Origin of the sequence: Micromonospora sp. WMMC273, assembly GCF_027460285.1 — a bacterium.
GTDB lineage: Bacteria > Actinomycetota > Actinomycetes > Mycobacteriales > Micromonosporaceae > Micromonospora > Micromonospora aurantiaca.
This window is the reverse complement of record NZ_JAPZBE010000001.1, coordinates 2,070,428-2,088,451: the sequence shown is the minus strand read 5'-3', so window position 1 is coordinate 2,088,451 and position 18,024 is coordinate 2,070,428. Positions and strand designations below refer to the sequence as shown.

Below are 18,024 nucleotides of genomic sequence, written 5' to 3'. Positions count from 1 at the left end.
CGGGGGTGATCCTGGATCGTGCTGGCGGTCGGGGTGGGGGTCGGGGCTGCTCCCCGCGCACGCGGGGGTGATCCCCGCACGCCGTTGGTCGCGTCCCCGTTGATCTTCTGCTCCCGGCGCACGCGGGGGTGATCCGCTCTCCGAGGCGAAGACGCCCGAGGACTTCGACTGCTCCCCGCGCACGCGGGGGTGATCCCCCGCAGATCCGCTCCAGCAAGACCCCGCCCCCCTGCTCCCCGCGCACGCGGGGGTGATCCCGCGAGGTGGACGAGGTGCACGAGTACCTGTCCCTGCTCCCCGCGCACGCGGGGGGTGATCCCCGGCAGGCCGTGCGCCGCGGACTCGCGCGCACCTGCTCCCCGCGCACGCGGGGGTGATCCCGTAGTCGGCGGCGTGGCGACCTGAACGCGAACCTGCTCCCCGCGCACGCGGGGGTGATTCCCTCGCCAACCAGTTCGGCAGCGCGGCCGAGAACTGCTCCCCACGCACGCGGGGGTGATCCCTGCGCGGCGTTGTTGAAGTAGGCGACCGCGTCCTGCTCCCCGCGCACGCGGGGGTGATCCCGCGATGCAGGTCGGTGACACCTTCCAGGTGGCCTGCTCCCCGCGCACGCGGGGGTGATCCGGTCGAGGTGCTGCGCGAGACGTGGGATCAGGGCTGCTCCCCGCGCACGCGGGGTGATCCCGGTGGCGTCCGCCAGGTTGGACCAGAGGGTCCCTGCTCCCCGCGCACGCGGGGGGTGATCCCACCCATGGCCCCGTCCGCCCCGGGCACGGAGTCTGCTCCCCGCGCACGCGGGGGTGATCCGCCGGTGTCCATGGAGAAGCCGCCGCGCACGAACTGCTCCCCGCGCACGCGGGGTGATCCGTCTCCAGGGAGCCCTGGAGGCGTTCGATGTCACTGCTCCCCGCGCACGCGGGGTGATCCGTCTCCAGGGAGCCCTGGAGGCGTTCGATGTCACTGCTCCCCGCGCACGCGGGGGTGATCCTCCTGACCGTGCTCGCCTCCCTCAACGTGCCCGCTGGTCCCCGCGCACGCGGGGGTGATCCCGTAGGGAGGCGCCCCGGTGGAGTTGCCCGAGTCTGCTCCCCGCGCACGCGGGGGTGATCCCACGACGAAGCCCGGCCGCAACCGCGACCGGGCCTGCTCCCCGCGCACGCGGGGGTGATCCGCGCGGCATCGAGGGCAGCGAGCAGGTCGTGGCCTGCTCCCCGCTGCACGCGGGGGTGATCCCCCGAGACCCCACGGGTCCCGGTAGACCTCGCCCTGCTCCCCGCGCACGCGGGGGTGATCCTCCCGCCGAGCGCGCCCTGACCACGGTTCACATCTGCTCCCCGCGCACGCGGGGGTGATCCCCGTGACGGCTCGGTGCGCCGGAAGCCGGGCCCCTGCTCCCCGGCCACGCGGGGGTGATTCGCAGGCCAAGGTGGAAGCCGAAGAGCTTGCCGTCTGCTCCCCGCGCACGCGGGGGTGATCCCCCGAAGGCCCGGCACGGGAAATACCTCCTGCGCTGCTCCTCGCGCACGCGGGGGGTGATGCGGCGCTACTCAGGGCGGAGGTGGCCTGATGCCCCTGCTCCCGCGCACGCGGGGGTGATCCTGTCGTGGATGCACAGGGTCGGTCTCTCGTGTTCTGCTCCCCGCGCACGCAGCGGTGATCCCCAGGCCGAGACGGGGAACGCGGATCGCCGCGACCGCGCCCCGCGCATGCAGGGCTAAATCGTTCACCTCGTCGAGTTCTGTTCCTCCAAAATGCAGGTATTACGACACCAACAAGTTCAACGTGTTCCGGAAGCTAGCGCTCAGGCTTTCAACGATCCGCTGCCCCTTGCCACTCGCTGCGAGTGAGGGACGTCCGATCACCCCGGACTCGGTGTAAGCGCCCATTCCAAGCGTGAGCAGGTGCGGATGCTCGGCGACGTGATCGCCCAGCTCGTAGCCGTCGCGCACGGTCTCCGGCGCCACGTGAAGCAGAATCGAGGTCTCGATCTCCCCGGCGTGCATGTCGTCATGCAGGGTGCTCACGATGCCGGCATGCTGGCATGCAGCCTCCCAGGCTGTCCGATTCGGGAATAGCGCGAGCTGAGGTCCGGCGACGTTGGCCTGCTGCACGATATTCGAGAGCACGTAGTTCCCGCCGTGGCCGTTCACGATGACGAGGCGCTCCACGCCCGAGCGCTGAAGCGACTCCCTCACATCGGTGATGATCGCGTCTAGGGTGCGTGCGGAGATGCTCACCGTTCCGGGCCAGGCGGCGTGCTCGTGTGAGCAGGAGATCGTGATCGGTGGGAGTAGCAGCAGGTCGTAGCGATCAGCTACGGCTGCGGCGATCGCGCTGGCGACGATCGTGTCCGTGGCCAGCGGGAGGTGGGAACCATGCTGCTCAAAGCTGCCGACTGGCAGAACGGCTACTGATGCGGCGTGGCGGCCGGCCTCCGTGGTCGTTGCTGTGGTCCATAGGTTCACTGGCCCATTCTGCCGACTACTTGATCCGCAAGGGCAAGTCGGTCGCGGAAACGCTGCGCCTCATCCGTCACTCGTCGAGACCTGAGCTCGTGCTCCACACGACTCAGCGCCTTGATCAGACGGATAGATCCGGCATCGAGTGCGATAGTGAGCGCCTGCTCGCCCTGGTCAGCAGCTTCATCCACTCGACCGAGGTTCGCGTAGCCGGTTGCGAGCCAGGCGCGGGCGAGCGCTTCGTCCTGCCGGTACGCGGATGGCCAGGCCCTCAGCACAGCTTCAAGAACAGCGATAGACTGCTTCGCCTGGCCCAGTATCAGATGACATTGCCCTTCGTACGCCAGCACGTAGGTGCGGGTGCAGTGCAGGCCGATGGTGTCTGGGTCGTCGAGGCCTTCGGCATCCCCTACCAGTGAATGCGCCTTCTGCAGCGCGGATTGGCAGCGCGCTCGTTGTCCAGCGAGCGCGGCGGCCTGGGCGGTTCGGACGGCGCACAGCGCCCGATCACGAGCTGTCGGCTCCTTCCTGGCATCGGCGAACTCGGCGAGGGCGATAGCTTGGGCGCTGTCCCCTCTCTCGACAGCGCGCTGCGCCTGCCGCATGAGGACGTAGGTCGCCATCCTGCCGTCAGCCGCTTCTCGGGCCATCGATAGTGACTGCCGCAACCAGTACGCTGCATCCTGGCTGTCGCCGAGGTTGTCGGCGGTCCAGCTGGCGAACTCCGCCCACCGCGACTCGACCCGCAGCAGCTCCCGCAGGGTTTGCCCGGCTGCGCCGGCGCGATGCCTTCGGATGATGTTCAGCTCACCCCGAACGACGTCGTGGAGCCGACGTGGGCCGAACGCGTCGTGGGAAGCGGCGAGGATGCGGAGCATGCTCATCCAGTGCGGCACGATGGCGGGGTCAACAGGACTCGTCGACGTTCTTGCCACCGCGGTGGGCGCAGCATGCGTGTCGACGGCTTCGAGCTCCGCTTCCTCAGGCATGGGGGGCGGAGCCTGCTGTTGGCGCATCGCCTGGTCATAAAGGCTGAGCAGTGAGCCGGCTGCCCCGAGGAGCTCGTCGCAGCGCTGCCAGAACTCACGCGGCGCCCTCTGCCGGCCGGTCTCGACGTTCGCGATCGTGCTGCGGGCGTAGCCAGTCAGGGGTGCGAAGGAGTGCTGGTTGTAGCCGGCCGCGCGTCGAAGCTGCGCTAGCCGGACGCCGAGCGTCCGCCAACCGTCTACGTCGCCCATCGGCACCTGGCACCCTTCTCCTCGGCGGTTGCGAATGTCGGCAGCAAGCAACACTGCTCCTCAGTCGAGCTGGCACTCAACAGCCTGCCGGTAGCGTATGCGCTCCGGCCGCCAGCGAATGGCCCTTGATGTTCCCGCGCCCTCGTCCCGGATGACGACGAGCAGCGTGCGCGTTGCTGGTCGGATCGTGACGGATTTCAGGGGATCCCGTCACTGGGGTTGTCGGTAAGGGGGTCGGCGGATTCCGACAATCCTCCGACATTCTTTCCGTCGCTCAACGTGCCGGTCGGCACGGCAGCCAGCCCTGAAGGGTCTCGCCGCAGGCGCCGTCGACTTCCAGGAGTAGGACCCTCCTGATCAGTAGACCGAGCATGTCAACGCAGTGTCGTAGATCCAATCCCGACCGTTCCCGACACCGGTCCACCTTTCGTTGGCTGGTCAGGCACCAGCAAGTGCAGGACCGGCGCCTCTCCGGCGCGCGAACGGTCCCTGCACCCATCAACCGGGGGCGTGGCCGGAGCCGGGAGAGGCCCGGCCGCGCATCCCATGAGGAGGTGACGGGATGACGCGTATCAAATGGTTCGTCTCCGGGCAGGATAGTCAGTCTTTCGCGCCTTTCGGCATCGCCAGCATCGCGACGCTCGCCCGGCTTCGCGACGAGCCGGACCACGAATGCAGCAGCAGGCACCTGCCTCGGTCCGCGCCGCGTGCCTCCGCCGCCTCGCTGCCCTGCCGCGACCCCGCCCCGTGACCGGCGCCGAGGAGAGCGACCGTCCCGTCGACCGCTTCGACGCGGCTCGCCGGACCGTGCTCGCCCACAAGGAGGGCGGAGCCTGCCTTCAGTGCCACGACGGCGAATGTCGCCAGAACGAGTGGGCGCTGGAGGAGCTGTCCCGTCATCCCGGTGGCCGTCGCCTCCTCGTACAGCTCCAGCTTCTCGACCCCGTAGACGACACGATTCAGGAAGGCCGGCCGCGGTGAATCCAGCCCTCGGCGCCGCTGACGAGCACGCCGCCTCGTACGTCCGTTCCGAGCCTGTCCCGGTCCCCCGTCCGGTGCCCGCCGGCGCCGCCTCCGAGCGGACCAGCCGGATCGCGGACGAGTTCTTCTTCATGTGCCACGACGACCGGACCGGTCGCCCTCGGTTGTTCGACTCGGCGGTGGCGCACGGCCTGGCCGCTGGGCTGCTCGTCGAGCTCTACTACGGCGGGCGGATCACGTTCGAGCGCGGGCACGTGCGCGTCAAGGACATCCGGCCGCCGCAGGATTGGCTCCAGCACCTGGTCCTGGACCGGATCGCGGCCGAGCAGCAGCACACCGCGACACGGGTGTGGCTGGCCTTCCTCGGCTCGTCCGCCTACGAGCAGGTCGCCCAGCGGATGTGGCAGTCGGGTCTGGTGCGACCGCAGCAGGCGGGCCCGTTCTGGCGGCAACGCACCCTGTACGTGCCGACCGACATCAACACCGCGGCCTGGTCGTGGGCGCGGCTGTCCCAGCACCTGCGCAACGGCCGGAGCTTGAACGGCGTGGACCTCGCCCTGGCCGGCCTGGCGCTGCACACCCAGCTGGACACGACGCTGCTCGACGGCGCCTCGCTGGCGGTTCGCTCGCATCTGCGGCGGTTGGTCGAGCAGTCGTGGCCGCCCTTGCGGGATCTGCTCGCCGATCTCGGCAGCGTCGTCGGCGGCGCGGTCCTGAGCCACCGCACCTCCTGACGGCAACACCCCATCCACTCTTCGCGAAAGAGACCTGATGTCGCATTCGACTACTGACACTGTTTCCGAAGTTCTGGCGCGGGGCCGGCTCGGGATCCCCTCGGTGGTGTTCTTCGTCATCGCCGCCGCCGCGCCGCTGACGGTGGTCGCCGGCGGTGCGACCACCGGCTACGCCGTCACCGGCGTCTCGGGTATTCCGGTGGCGTACCTCGTCGTCGCGGCCGTGCTGGCGCTGTTCGCGGTCGGGTTCGTGGCCATGTCCCGGCGGATCGTCAACGCCGGCGCGTTCTACACCTACGTCACCCGAGGGCTCGGCCGGCCGGCCGGCGTCGGCGCGGCCATGGTCGCGCTGGTGGCGTACAACGCGATGCAGATCGGCCTGTACGGCGGGTTCGGCGCGGTCCTCGCGACGTTCCTGCGTGATCAGTACGGCCTGCACGTCACCTGGTGGGTGCCGGCGCTGATCGGGTGGGCCGTGGTGGCCGTGCTGGGCGTGCTGCGCATCGACCTCAACGGCAAGGTCCTGGCGGTCATGCTCGTCGCCGAGTGCGCGGTCGCGCTGGTCTTCGACGCGGTGATGGTCGGGCACCCCGCCGGCGGGACGGTCACCTTCGACACCCTCGCCCCGTCGCACATCCTCGCCGCGGGTATCGGCGCCGCACTGGTCACGGCCATCACGGGTTTCGTCGGCTTCGAGGGCACTGTGGTGTTCTCCGAGGAGACCAGGGACCCACGTCGGACGGTCGCCCGGGCCACCTACATCGCGGTGGCCGCCACCGGCCTGCTCTACGGCCTGTCCGCCTGGGCGATGTCCGTCGCCACCGGCCCGGACAGGATCGTCGATGCGGCCCGCACCGACGGCACCGACCTCATCTTCAATCTCGTCTCACCGCACCTCGGGTCCAGCATCGTGACCGTCGGGCGGGTCCTGTTCATCACCAGCCTGTTCGCCGCGCTGCTGAGCTTCCACCACACCGTCGCCCGGTATCTGTTCGCTCTCGGCCGGGAGCGGGTCCTGCCCGGCGTACTGGGCCGGACCAGCCGCCGCACCGGCGCCCCGAAGGTCGGCTCGATCCTGCAGAGCATTCTCGCGGTGGTCGTCCTCATCGCCTACGCCACTGCCGGCGCGGACCCGATCGTGCACCTGTTCTTCTGGGTCACGGTGACCGGTGGCCTCGGCGTCCTGATCCTCATGACCGTCACCTCCGCCGCCGTGATCGGCTTCTTCGCCCGCATCGCCCACGGCGAGGGCTGGTGGCCTGCCTTCGCCGCGCCGCTGCTCGCCACGCTCACGCTGACCGGGTTTCTCGCCGCCACGCTACGGGAGTTCGACATCCTCCTCGGCGTCGACGTGCACTCACCGCTGCGCTGGCTCTTCCCGGCCACCTACGCCATCGCCGCCCTCGCCGGCACCGCCTGGGCGTTGGTCCTGCGCGCAACGCGGCCGCAGGTCTATGACGCCATCGGACTCGGCGCCGACAGCGCCACCGCGCCCCTGCGCCGCACCGACAGCTTCCGCCTGCCGGTCTGAACAAGGAGCTCACCATGACCGTCCCCAGCACCGGCGTGAGCATCCGTCGCGCCACTCCCGCCGACATCGACCCCTTGGTCTCCGTACTCGTCGACGCGTTCTTCGACGGGCCGGTCGCCGACTGGCTGGTCCCCGACCATGACGACCGTCGCGCCGTCTACCGCCGGTACTTCACCCTCGTCCTGCGTCACGGTCTCGCCCACGGCCACGTCGACACCACCACCGACCGGTCCGCCGTCGCGATCTGGTACGCCCGGCCCGTACCTCCACCCGCGGCGCCGCCGGAGCACCAGGCAGCGGTGGAAGCCGCCACCGGACCGTACGCGCCGAAGTTCATCCTCCTCGAGGCCATGTTCGACGTGTTCCACCCCCGCGAACCGCACCACTACCTCGCGTACGTGGCGGTCAGCCCCGACCAACAGAGCTCCGGCGTCGGAACCGCCCTGCTCGACAGCTACCACCGCCGGCTCGACGCGCTGGGGCTGCCCGCCTACCTGGAGGCCAGCAACATGCGCAACCGCAGGCTGTACCTGCGGCTCGGCTACCGGGCTGGACCGCCGCTGATCCTGCCCATCAGCGGACCCACGATCTGGCGGATGTGGCGCGGGCCGGCCGACGCCGCCGGCACGGCGGCGTTTCCCGACACCGAGCAACGACCACGTCGGCGAACCCAGCCGACTGCCGCTTCAAGCTCCGTCCGCATCGGGCGGTAGGGGTGACGCGTCACCGGGACGCGGCCACCCGGCACCACCTCGGGTCACCGCGGCCCGGGGAGATCTCGAGATCGGAGGAAGACATGTCCACCAGCACCGCGGAGCAGACCACGGCCACCGACGGCGGGGACTTCGACCTGGACGTCAGCCTGCTGGAGGTGGCGGACGTCGCCGGCCTGGTCAACCTGACCGACGACGGCTGCGGCAGCACCTGTACCGCCTGCACCACAAACGTCGCCTGACCGAAGAACCCTCCCCCCGAAAGGCCGGCCGGCGCGGCAACACGCCCCCACTCTCCGCGCCGGCCGGCACCCCAACCGACATCCAACCGAGGTGCAGCGTGCGCTCTCCCACAGGCTCTCCGGCATACCGGTCGACCGGTGCCGCGCTCGTCCGCGCGGCCGCCCACCCCGACATCGACCTGCCGCCGTGGCCCGACCTGACCGAACCACGCGACGCCCTCGTCCCCGGCTGGGTGGCATGGCTGCGGCAGGTGTGGACGAACGAAACCATCGTGGACGCGATCAGCCACGCCAGCCCGGTACTCGCCGCGCAGGTCGCCAGGCTGTGCGCCGACGAGGCCCTCACCGTCCGGGAGACCCGGCGGGTTATCCAGGCGGTCGCCCGCTACACGCAGCGCCTACGCGGCCGGCCGACCCCGTTCGGTCTCCTCGCCGGGGTGGCACCCGCCGTGTTCGGATCACGCTCGCCCACCCGATGGGGCACCGCACACCAGGCCGTCGCCCGGGCGGGCGCCGCGTGGCTCGCCGACGTGATCACCCACCTGGAACGATGCCCGGACCTGGTCGCCCGGCTCCCGGTGGTCGCGAACAACACCATGACGGTACGCGACGACCGGCTCGTCCTGCCCTACCAGCCGGACGCCCGACCGCAGGGCACGACGGCTGTGGAGGTGTCGCTGCGGTACACCGCGCCGGTCCGCGCCGCGATCACCGCCGCCCACGCCCCGATCCGGGTGGAAGCACTGTCCGCGCAGCTGTGTGCCGCGTTCCCGCACGCCGCAACGGCGACCGTTGAGGGTATGCTCGCCGAGCTGATCACCCGCGGCGCGCTGATCACCAGCCTGCGCGCGCCCGGCACGGAACCCGACGCCCTGGCGTACCTGCTGCTCCAGCTCGACGACGTCGAGGCCGGCGGCATCGCGGCGGTCGCCGACCTGGTCCGCGCCCTGCGCGACATCCACACCGCGCTGCGACGCCACTGCACCGCCCACGACGCAGACGGCCGCGAGACGCGCGCCCAGGTGACCTCCCGGATGCGCGACCTCGGCATCTCCGTCCACGAGCCTCTCGCGGTGGATCTCCGACTGGACGCGTCGGTCACGCTGCCGGAGCAGGTGGCGCGGGAGGTCGAACGCGCCGTCCTGGCACTGACCCGGCTCAGCGCCCACCCCTACGGCACCGCCGCGTGGCGGGCCTACCATCAGCGCTTCTACGAGCGGTACGGGATCGGCTCGCTCATGCCGGTACGCGACGTCGTCGACCCGGACAGCGGCATCGGCTTCCCGGACGGATACCCCGGCACCCCAGCAGACGAGCCACGATCACCCCTGTCCCGCCGCGACGAGCTGCTCCTCGCCCTCGCCCAGCGCGCCGCCCTGAACGGCGCGGACGAGGTGCTGCTCGACGAGGAGCTGATCGCAGAACTGGAGTTGGGACCGCCACAGCTGCGGCTGCCGGCACACCTGGAGGCGAGCGTCCGCGTGCACGCCGCCGACGAAGCCGCCCTGGCGCGCGGCAGGTTCACCGTCGAGGTCACCTCCGTGTCCCGGGGCGCCGGCGGACTCACCGGCCGGTTCCTCAGCGTGCTGCGGGCGGTCGACGCGGCGAAGCTGGCCGCTGGCCTGACCGACCTGCCCACCGCCGATCACGGCACGGTGCCCGCCCAGATGTCGTTCCCGCCGCTGGATCCCGCGACCGCCCACGTCACCCGCTGCATGCAGATCCTGCCCACCGTCATCAGCCTGGCCGAGCACCGGCGCCCGAACCGAGCGGTACTCACCGTGGACGACCTGGCGGTGGGCTGCGACGGCCGACGCATGTACCTCGCCGCACCCGACCACGGCCACCGAATCGAAACCGTGGGCATGCACGCGCTCAACCTGCGCATCCACACCCCACCACTGGCCCGGTTCCTCATCGAACTCGGCCGCGCCCAGTGCGCCCAGGTCACCGCTTTCGACTGGGGCGCCGCCGCCCGGGCCAAGCTGCCGTTCCTTCCCCGCATCCGCTACGGGCGCGCGATCCTCGCCCCCGCCACCTGGCGGCTGGAGGCTACCGAGCTGCCCGACCGGCGGCAGCCCTGGTACGCCTGGGACGACGCCCTCGACCAGTGGCGGGCCCGCCGGCGCCTGCCCCGCCTGGTGCAGCTGGTTGAAGCCGACCGGCGCCTGCCGCTGGACCTCGACGAGTCCGCGCACCGCGTCCTGCTGCGCACCCACCTGCTCACCGCACCGCGAGCGGTCCTCGTGGAAGCACCCAGCCCGCAGGACCTCGGCTGGTGCGGCGGCCGTCCGCATGAGGTCATCCTGACGCTGCACGCCACCGAGCGACCACCCTGGCCGCCCCTGCCCACACCGATCCCGGCCCGCGTCATCGGACGAGACCAAGGCCTCAGTCCCGGCACCTCCCGGCTCCTGCTCGCGAAGCTCTACGGAGACATCCGCCGGCAAGACCTCCTCCTCGCCGAGCATCTACCTCGACTGTTCGCCGAGTGGGAGGTGCCGCCGGACTGGTGGTTCCTCCGGTTCCGCGACCCTGACCAGCATCTCCGCCTCCGCATCGTCCTGCCCGAACCGTCGGCATTCGGACCGGCCGCCGGACGTGTCAGCGCATGGGCCGACGATCTACGCCGACGTGGCCTGCTGCGGGAGGTCCAGTACGCCACCTCGTACCCCGAGACCGGGCGGTGGGGATCCGGCGCGGCCATGCAGGCCGCGGAGACGGTCTTCATCGCCGACTCCCACGCCGTCCTCATGCAGCTACGCCAGCCCGTCCGCCCGAGCCGACAGGCACTCGTTGCCGCGCAGATCGCCGCTATCGCCGTCGCCTACACCGGCAGCGTTGACGCCGGCATGCGCTGGCTCATCGACCACGTACCCGCGACCGCGCCGCAGCCCGTCGAGCGGCCGCTGTTCCACGAAGCCGTACGACTCGCCCACCCCGGCGACGACTGGGCCGCACTGCGTGCTGTCCCCGGCGGCACCGCCATCGTCGACGCCTGGAAGAACCGCGACATCGCCCTCGCCGTCTACCGGACCCACCTACCCGGACCGCACACCGACGGCATCAACAGCGACGACGTCCTCGGCTCCCTCATGCACGCCCACTACATCCGCGCGGTCGGCATCGACTTCGACGACGAGGACCGGTGCCGCTACCTCGCCCGCGCCGCCGCCCTGGCCTACTTCGCCCGGAGCCGGCCATGACCCTTCCGTACGAGAGCCACGACCTCGCTGTCGCAGTCGCCGATCTGCTCGCCCATCCCGACGACCCACGGCTGCCGATCCGGCAACCCTGGTGGCAGCAGTCACTCGCCCTCGGCGTACCCGGCATCGCCCTGCTGCACGTCGAGCTGGCAGCGGCAGGGCTAAGACCCTGGCAACGCGCCCACCACTGGCTCACCGCCGCTACCAGCCAACCGGTAACGGCGGGCCCCGACAGCCACCCCTTCCACGGCGCACCCGCGCTCGCTCACGTCCTCGCCTGCGCCGCCACCCACCGGCCCGGCGCCTATGCGCACGCACTCGAGGAGCTCGACCAGGTGATAGCCGCGGATGCCCGGCGCCGCGTGGCCGCCGCGCACGCCCGCATCGACGTCGGGGAACTACCGGCGCTCGCCGAGTTCGACGCCATCCGAGGATTGGCCGGGGTCGGGGCGTACCTGCTCCGCCGAGCACCCGACGGAGAGGAACTGCCCGCGGTGCTCGGGTATCTGGTCCGGCTGACGCAGCCCCTACCCGTCGGCAGCGAGGTGTTACCAGGCTGGTGGACCGGCAGCGGGCCCTCCGGCCGCGCCGACTCCCGCTTCCCCGGCGGACACGGCAACAACGGCACGGCCCACGGCATCGCCGGGCCCTTGGCGCTACTGGCGCTCGGGGCCCTGCACGGCATTGTCGTCGACGGTCAGACCGCTGCCATCGCAACGATCTGCGCCTGGCTCGACCGATGGCGTCACGAATCCATGGCCGGTGCGCTCTGGCCGTACTGGATCACCAGACCGCAACTCCGGGCGGACCGCGCCGCGACCCACCGCGTGCAGCGGCCGTCCTGGTGCTACGGCACCGCCGGCCTGGCGCGCGCCCAGCAACTCGCCGCCCTGGCCCTGAACGATCACGTCCGCCGCGCCACGGCCGAAGGCACACTCGTACGCGCTCTCGCTGACCCGTGCCAGCTCGCGGCGACCACCGACCCGTCGCTCTGCCACGGCCACGCCGGCCTGGCCCACATCGCGCACCGGATGGCCGCCGACGCCCTGCCCGACACCGCCGGGACCCTCGGCGTGCTGGTCCCTCGGCTTCTCGGCGCGCTCGACCCGGACGGCGCCGGGCCTCGACGTGCCGCAGCTGCGCTGGTCGCCGCGAGCCCTGGCCTGCTCGAAGGCGCCGCCGGCATCGCGCTGGCGGCCCTCAGCTGCAGCAGCGCGGGCGTGCACACCAGTTCCTGGGACGCCTGCCTACTCACCGCCCCCATCGCCCATCTCCTGTCGTGAGGACGTCGAATGCCAATGCCCGGCTGGCGGCAGTACACCGTCGAGTTCCCCGACCCCACCGCAGCCGAGGACGTCGCCGCCTCCGTCCTGGCCCCGGCGCTGGCCGCCGCGCAGGACGAGGGCGTGCTGCACGGGTGGTGGTACGTCCGGAAGTACCCCACCTGGCGGTGGCGCTACCTGGCCGACGACCCGACCTCCCACCGCGTCGAGGATCTGCTGGAGACACTTGCGGGCCAGGACCGAATCACCAACTGGACCCGAGGCGTCTACGAACCGGAGACCCTGGCCTTCGGCGGGTCGGCCGGCATGCAGATAGCCCACGAGCTGTTTCATCAGGACAGTCGGCACCTGCTGCTCGACCTGCCTCCCGCCACCACGCTGGGAAGGCGCGAGCTCGCCGTGCTGCTGTGCAGCGTCCTGATGCGCGGCGCCGGTCTGGACTGGTACGAGCAGGGCGACACCTGGGCGAAGGTCGCCGACCTGCGGCCCTCTCCCGGCCTCGCAATACCAGAGCCGGCCGCCGAACTGGCCCGAGCGATCAACCGGCTCATGACTGTCGACGCCCACAGCCTCGCGAGGACAGGCGGACCGCTCGTGGGGCTCGGCCCGTGGCTCGACGCCTTCGCAACCGCCGGCCAGGCGCTCGCCGACCTCGCCCGACACGGCCGCCTTCGACGGGGGTTGCGCGCCGTGATCGCCCACCACGTCATCTTCCACGCCAACCGAGTTGGCCTGTCCGTTCAGGACCAGTCCACCCTCGCCGCGCTCGCGGTCCGCAACGTCTTCCACCACACCACGAGGAGCACCGTGTCGATCGCAGAACCCACTCCCACGAGCGCTAGCGTCGATCGAGTGACCAGCGACCCCGCCGACCTGCGCGCCGCGCTCACCGACGGACTGCGCGCCGAGAACATCATCCGCACGCCCGGCGTCGAGGCCGCCATCCGCGACACCCCGCGGCACCTGTTCCTGCCCGGCGTACCGCTGGAGCAGGCGTACGCCGACGCTCCCGTCTACACCAAGACCGACGGCCGCGGCGCCTCCATCAGCGCCGCCTCACAGCCACGGATCGTGGCCATGATGCTCGAACAACTCGATGTACGACCCGGCCACCGGGTCATGGAAGCCGGCGCCGGAACCGGCTACAACGCCGCCCTGCTCGCCGCCATCACCGGCGACAACGCACGCGTCGTCACCCTCGACGTCGACGAGGACCTCGTCGACGGGGCCCGCAAACACCTCGCCGCCGCCGGCGTCACGAACGTGGACGTCATCCTCGGCGACGGAGCGCTCGGCTGCCCCGACGGCGCACCCTACGACCGGATCATCGCCACCGTCGGCGCCTACGAAACCCCTACTGCCTGGCTGGAGCAGCTCGCCCCGCACGGGCGACTCGTCGTACCGCTGCGCCTGCGTGGCGCCGCCTCCCGCTCGATCATCTTCCAGCAGCACGACGGCGGATGGCGCGACCAGGGCAGCGAGCTGGCCGTCTTCATGCCGCTGCGCGGCATCGGCGACGACGCCCGCCGGCAGGTACCGATCACACCGGAGCAGGACGTGATCCTGCAGGTGCACAAGGAACAGGACGTCGACACCGCGGCACTGGCCGGCGTGCTGGACACCGAGCGGCGCAAGATCTGGACAGACGTGTTCTTCCCACCGATGGTGCCGTACGAGTGGATGGACCTCTGGCTGGCCTGCCGGCTCGACAACGCCATCATGCGCATGAACGTCCAACCCGCAGCCATCGAACGCGGCGCCGTCACCCCGATGTTCCCGTGGGGCGCGATGGCCACCACCCGCGGCGCCGACCTCGCCTACCTCACCATCAGGCCAACGCCGACCAGACCCGGCGACAGCAGACTGTACGAGGTAGGCGTCATCGGTCACGGCCCGGACGGCGCAGGTCTCGCGGCTCTCGTCAGCGAGGAGATCCGCGTCTGGAATGCCACCTATCGCTCCCGGCGCGTCCGCTTCGAGATCCCCGACGCTCCCGTCGAGGCGGACCCCTCGGCCGGACGCTTCGTCCTTCCCCGGCCGCAGCACCCCATCACCGTCACCTGGCAGTGACCGTGGAGTCGGACAGCGCGCTGTTTCGGCGCTTCCCACTGGTCGCGCGACCACGGCCCATCGCCGGACCGTTGGCCGCCCGCATCGACGATCTGTGCGCGTTGGCGGATCGCGCCGCCCGAGAGGACGACCGAGCCGCGGCCTCGGCCGTCTACAACCAGGCCGCTCTCCTCGCCTCGGACTGCGGCCAGCCGGATCTGGCCCGTCGGTGGTGCCACGAGCATGCAGCCGCGTACCTGCGGGCTGTTCCTCTGGACGCGCGGGCGGCACGCCACGCCTTGGAGCCCTTGGTCAATCTCGCCCGGCTGCACATTCGCGACCGCAACGGCGACGCCGCCCTCCGACTCCTCACGAGTCTCTTCGAGGTGGTGTCGTCACGGACGGACGCGGTGATCGACGGCCAGGCCCTGCCGGCGAGCCGGCTGACCCGCGGTGAGGACGACCACCGCGAGGTCAGGCGATGGCTGTGGAGCGTGCTCGTCGCGGAGGGTGCCCGCGCGTTGGCCGGCGCGGGTCGATGGAACGAGGCGCATGAACATCTCAAGCGACATCACGGCATCGGCCGACGAATGCTCGACGGACGTCAAGTGGCGGTCATCGCGCGCTTGACGACCGGCGACATCGCGTCGGCCTGCTCGATGGTCGCGGAGACCGCCCCTGGCGAACCCTGGGAGGACGCAGTCACCGCATGCCTGGCCTACCTGTGTGACAGGTCTTCCGAGGGCCAGCTGAGGCTTGCGGTGGACGGTTGCCTCAGAATGCAGCCAGCGAAGCCTCTTGCCATCTTCCAGGCCCGCCTCGGCATGACGCTCATCGAGGCGGCCGGCGGAACAGCGGATGCACCGCTGCTGCGTCTCGCTGCGACTCTGGTCGCAAACTGCGCCGCCTGGGGCGATGCTCGAGTCGCTCGGGAGATCCTCCGCCACCAGGGTATGGCGGCAGGCATCAGCCACCGCCAGGCAGTGCAGCTTGCGGGGATCGTGCTGAACAGCGGCCTCGGCCTCGGAGAGCTCCCGATCTTGGTGGAGGAGCGTCTCTCGAAGTCTCTCGCCCTGTGCTACGCGGCCTTGCGGAGCAGCTGTCAGCAAGAGGCTGAGAATCCCCCTGACGTCGAGATCTGACTACAGCTCGGGCCCTTCAAAGGGTTGTGCCGACTCGCCACACTGAGCATGGTCAATGTCTTCCGAGATTGGATCCGGCATGCGCTTGTTCCTGCTGCAATTGCCCGCCCTTATCGGTGTACTCATCGGTGCGCTGGCCACATACATCACAACGACAGTCCAGGAGCGGAGTCGTTGGCGCCGTCAGCAGGCGGCTCGCTGGGATGAGCGGCGGATAGCCGCGTACACGGACTACGCCCATGCCGTCAAGCGGGTCATCTCCGTCGCGGTGCGCCTCGCGGCCAAGCGGGGTGTCTATGAGGACGACTTCTGGTTCGGTGGAGAGATCACCGAAGCGGATCTCCTCATGGCGGAGGAGGAACGGACGACACGGTGGGAGGCGGTGTTGATGCTGGGCGACGATGCTGTGGTCGCAGCTGCTCGCCAGTGGCACGATGTGGCGTTCCGCCTCATGCGACTGGCGCTGGGCCAGACCAGCGACCTGACGTGGAACGAGGCGGTTCGGGCTACCGGCCAAGCACGCGGCCGCTTCTACACCGCGGCTCGCCGGGATCTGGGTGTGAAGTTCGACGAGTCCTCGGCGCCGTACGAGTGGCAGATGTCCAAGTGGCTGACTGAGAGGCCTGAGGACAGGAACACGGCGGTCGCTGGTGATCCGGCCGCCTGAGCCACCGGCGAGCCTGTTCAAGTCACTCTCCGACTCCTCGCAGGTCGAATCGTGGAGCCGGAACAACCGATGATCGGTACTGACTGTTGTCCGCCAGAGCGAGGTTGCTGGTGCACCCATCGCAGCTCCCCGCTCTCCCGGGGCGCGGAGTCGACGTCAGGTTGCCGGCCGGTCGGGCTTAGGGCTCCACCCGCCACCGTTCAGCCAGGCGGTGCCGCCCACCTCCGCCTGGGGGAACGGTGTCGTGTTGTGGCCGCGGGTGCCGAGGTCGGGCCGTTCCTTGCGTTCCTGCTCGTCGACCTTGATCAGGTCTGCCATCGCTTCGACGTACTGGCGTTCCGCGACCAACAGGAAGGTGACGAACTCCTGCACCGCCTTCTGCACCGCGGCCTCCGGGTTCGAGCACGATGAAAAGAGCCCGTTGACGGCCTCGATGTAGCCCTTCAGGACGTCGATGAGCGTCCCGATGTGCTGGTAGCCCAGACTCGCGTACGCGTTGCGCAGTCCTTCCAGCATGCTGGCGGCCTTCTTGCCCTCCTCGGCCAGCCACCGCGCCTGGGTCTCGAGTTGGAGCAGGTAGGCGGAAGCACGGTCGGCGTACTGGCCGAACGCCTGCGCGGCGCTGCCGTCCCAGTAGAGCTTGAGGTTTTTCAGCTCAGCGTCCATCTCGGCCCGCAGCTCGGCGTAGGTGCCAGCGGCCGAGTGCACGAGGTCGGCCCGGTTCCAGATCACCTTCGGCGCTGAACGCCACGCGTGAACCATCAGATCGGTCAGGGGAAGGCGGTCGCCGGTGCCGAGCTCGATCAGGATCGCCTCCAGCTGGAGCAGCGTGTCGCGGTGCTCGTGGATGAAGGTGTCGAGACGGTCGCCCTCACCGTTCTCGTAGTAGGTGGTCCGGCCTCCGGTGAAGCCGAGGTTGTTGCCGTCGGTGCTGCCGATGGTGATCGGCTCCTCCACCTCCCGGGTCCGCGGCAGCCGCTCGTTGCGGGTGGCCCCGAGCCGGTCGTTGCCCTCGGGGATCACCACCACCGGCCGGTCGTCGGGAAGCCTGCGGTCGTGGGGCTGGGAGAGGATGCCGGCGCCGCCCGGGCGCACGCGCACGCTGTTGCCGTACCCGTCGCCGAGCGGCAGGTACGGGCCCAGGTCCCGGTTGAATAGGTCGAAGTCAGTGGAGATATCCAGATCGGTGCCCTCGTAGTCGGCGGCGATCTGCATCAATCCGTCGGCGATGCGCTCCATCTCGTTACGGGCGATGTTCGCTTCGGACAGCCGGCTGCCCAAGGCGGTTGCCCAATCCCGGTTGAGCTTGTCGGAGATGCCCTCGAGCGTGCCCCAGGCCGCAGCCGGGATCGCGCCGATGTCGCCGAGGTAGCGGCGAACGGCGCTGTAGGTGACAGCGTCCTCGTACCGCTCTTTACCGAAGGCCACCAGCGCCCGGGACTCGACCCGCAGAGCCGACGTGTCCGTGGTCATGGTCTGCTTCTCTCCCCGTGCGGTGACTCGGCCGGCGTGAACAGCTCCACCCCGATGGGGGAACCGAAGTAGTCGACGCGCAACTGCCGGTACTGCCGGCGGTGATCAGCCACTGCGGCCAGCAGGGCCGTGCGGATCTCCGATGCCACCTCGTCCGGGCTGCACCGGCGCAGCATTCCAGGCCGAATGTCGACCTTGAGATCCCCGTCGTGGCCGCGGACGACCGTCACCCAACCGTTGGTGGAGACACCATCGGCCCTGATCCGCGCGACGTCATCGAAGTAGCGCTCCAGCTTGCCCACAGCC

At 70.4% G+C, this 18,024-nt stretch carries 14 protein-coding genes and 1 CRISPR repeat array (1 of these 15 running past the window's edge); of the genes, 10 read left to right on the top strand and 4 right to left on the bottom strand.

Annotated elements, in window-relative coordinates:
• Nucleotides 1-807: a CRISPR direct-repeat array (repeat unit 28 nt; unit sequence CTGCTCCCCGCGCACGCGGGGGTGATCC) (it extends 1,114 nt beyond the left edge of the window).
• A 953-nt stretch (nt 808-1,760) separates the two neighbouring features.
• Both O7611_RS09885 and O7611_RS09880 read right to left on the bottom strand, forming a co-directional pair.
• Complete coding sequence (locus tag O7611_RS09885) at nt 1,761-2,465, bottom strand: creatininase family protein (protein ID WP_269696640.1); 705 nt, start codon at nt 2,463-2,465, stop codon at nt 1,761-1,763.
• Entirely contained in the window at nt 2,462-3,697 is a 1,236-nt protein-coding gene (locus tag O7611_RS09880) for a helix-turn-helix domain-containing protein (RefSeq protein WP_269696639.1), read from the bottom strand. Before O7611_RS09880 ends, O7611_RS09885 begins: the two co-directional genes overlap by 4 nt.
• A gap of 747 nt (nt 3,698-4,444) precedes the next feature.
• On the opposite strand from O7611_RS09880, the gene O7611_RS09875 reads away from it, so the two are divergent.
• The 10 genes from O7611_RS09875 to O7611_RS09830 all read left to right on the top strand — a co-directional run bounded on the left by O7611_RS09875 (nt 4,445) and on the right by O7611_RS09830 (nt 16,245).
• Nucleotides 4,445-4,678: a hypothetical protein gene (locus O7611_RS09875; protein ID WP_269696638.1), complete on the top strand. Its 234-nt coding sequence runs from the start codon at nt 4,445-4,447 to the stop codon at nt 4,676-4,678.
• Nucleotides 4,675-5,412 (top strand): GOLPH3/VPS74 family protein, encoded by a 738-nt coding sequence (locus tag O7611_RS09870; RefSeq protein ID WP_269696637.1) that lies wholly within the window; start codon nt 4,675-4,677, stop codon nt 5,410-5,412. Before O7611_RS09875 ends, O7611_RS09870 begins: the two co-directional genes overlap by 4 nt.
• A 37-nt stretch (nt 5,413-5,449) precedes the next feature.
• Nucleotides 5,450-6,943, top strand: coding sequence for an APC family permease (locus O7611_RS09865; RefSeq protein WP_269696636.1), 1,494 nt, complete (start codon nt 5,450-5,452; stop codon nt 6,941-6,943).
• Nucleotides 6,944-6,957: 14 nt separating this feature from the next.
• Complete coding sequence (locus tag O7611_RS09860) at nt 6,958-7,656, top strand: GNAT family N-acetyltransferase (RefSeq protein WP_269696635.1); 699 nt, start codon at nt 6,958-6,960, stop codon at nt 7,654-7,656.
• A gap of 83 nt (nt 7,657-7,739) precedes the next feature.
• Nucleotides 7,740-7,898 (top strand): FxLD family lanthipeptide, encoded by a 159-nt coding sequence (fxlA, locus tag O7611_RS09855; protein ID WP_187692502.1) that lies wholly within the window; start codon nt 7,740-7,742, stop codon nt 7,896-7,898.
• 98 nt (nt 7,899-7,996) lie between these two features.
• Entirely contained in the window at nt 7,997-11,104 is a 3,108-nt protein-coding gene (locus O7611_RS09850) for a lantibiotic dehydratase (protein ID WP_209961315.1), read from the top strand.
• Entirely contained in the window at nt 11,101-12,387 is a 1,287-nt protein-coding gene (locus O7611_RS09845) for a lanthionine synthetase C family protein (RefSeq protein ID WP_269696634.1), read from the top strand. Before O7611_RS09850 ends, O7611_RS09845 begins: the two co-directional genes overlap by 4 nt.
• Nucleotides 12,388-12,396: 9 nt before the next feature.
• Nucleotides 12,397-14,457, top strand: a complete 2,061-nt coding sequence (gene fxlM / locus O7611_RS09840) for a methyltransferase, FxLD system (RefSeq protein ID WP_269696633.1) — start codon at nt 12,397-12,399, stop codon at nt 14,455-14,457.
• A complete protein-coding gene (locus O7611_RS09835; RefSeq protein ID WP_269696632.1) occupies nt 14,454-15,578 on the top strand; it encodes a hypothetical protein in 1,125 nt (374 codons plus the stop codon). Before fxlM ends, O7611_RS09835 begins: the two co-directional genes overlap by 4 nt.
• Before the next feature lie 79 nt (nt 15,579-15,657).
• Entirely contained in the window at nt 15,658-16,245 is a 588-nt protein-coding gene (locus O7611_RS09830) for a hypothetical protein (protein ID WP_269696631.1), read from the top strand.
• A 156-nt stretch (nt 16,246-16,401) separates the two neighbouring features.
• Here the strand turns inward: O7611_RS09830 and O7611_RS09825 are convergent, their stop codons facing one another.
• Nucleotides 16,402-17,718, bottom strand: coding sequence for a hypothetical protein (locus O7611_RS09825; protein ID WP_269696630.1), 1,317 nt, complete (start codon nt 17,716-17,718; stop codon nt 16,402-16,404).
• Complete coding sequence (locus O7611_RS09820) at nt 17,715-18,020, bottom strand: hypothetical protein (protein ID WP_269696629.1); 306 nt, start codon at nt 18,018-18,020, stop codon at nt 17,715-17,717. The genes O7611_RS09825 and O7611_RS09820 overlap by 4 nt, the downstream gene beginning before the upstream one ends.
• Nucleotides 18,021-18,024 lie beyond the last annotated feature (4 nt).

What these genes read in the sequence shown, in the direction of transcription:
- O7611_RS09880 (WP_269696639.1), bottom strand. Translation starts at nt 3,697, where the DNA reads ATGGGCGACGTAGACGGTTGGCGGACGCTCGGCGTCCGGCTAGCGCAG.
- O7611_RS09865 (WP_269696636.1), top strand. Translation starts at nt 5,450, where the DNA reads ATGTCGCATTCGACTACTGACACTGTTTCCGAAGTTCTGGCGCGGGGC.
- O7611_RS09860 (WP_269696635.1), top strand. Translation starts at nt 6,958, where the DNA reads ATGACCGTCCCCAGCACCGGCGTGAGCATCCGTCGCGCCACTCCCGCC.
- fxlA (WP_187692502.1), top strand. Translation starts at nt 7,740, where the DNA reads ATGTCCACCAGCACCGCGGAGCAGACCACGGCCACCGACGGCGGGGAC.
- O7611_RS09845 (WP_269696634.1), top strand. Translation starts at nt 11,101, where the DNA reads ATGACCCTTCCGTACGAGAGCCACGACCTCGCTGTCGCAGTCGCCGAT.
- fxlM (WP_269696633.1), top strand. Translation starts at nt 12,397, where the DNA reads ATGCCAATGCCCGGCTGGCGGCAGTACACCGTCGAGTTCCCCGACCCC.
- O7611_RS09830 (WP_269696631.1), top strand. Translation starts at nt 15,658, where the DNA reads ATGCGCTTGTTCCTGCTGCAATTGCCCGCCCTTATCGGTGTACTCATC.
- O7611_RS09825 (WP_269696630.1), bottom strand. Translation starts at nt 17,718, where the DNA reads ATGACCACGGACACGTCGGCTCTGCGGGTCGAGTCCCGGGCGCTGGTG.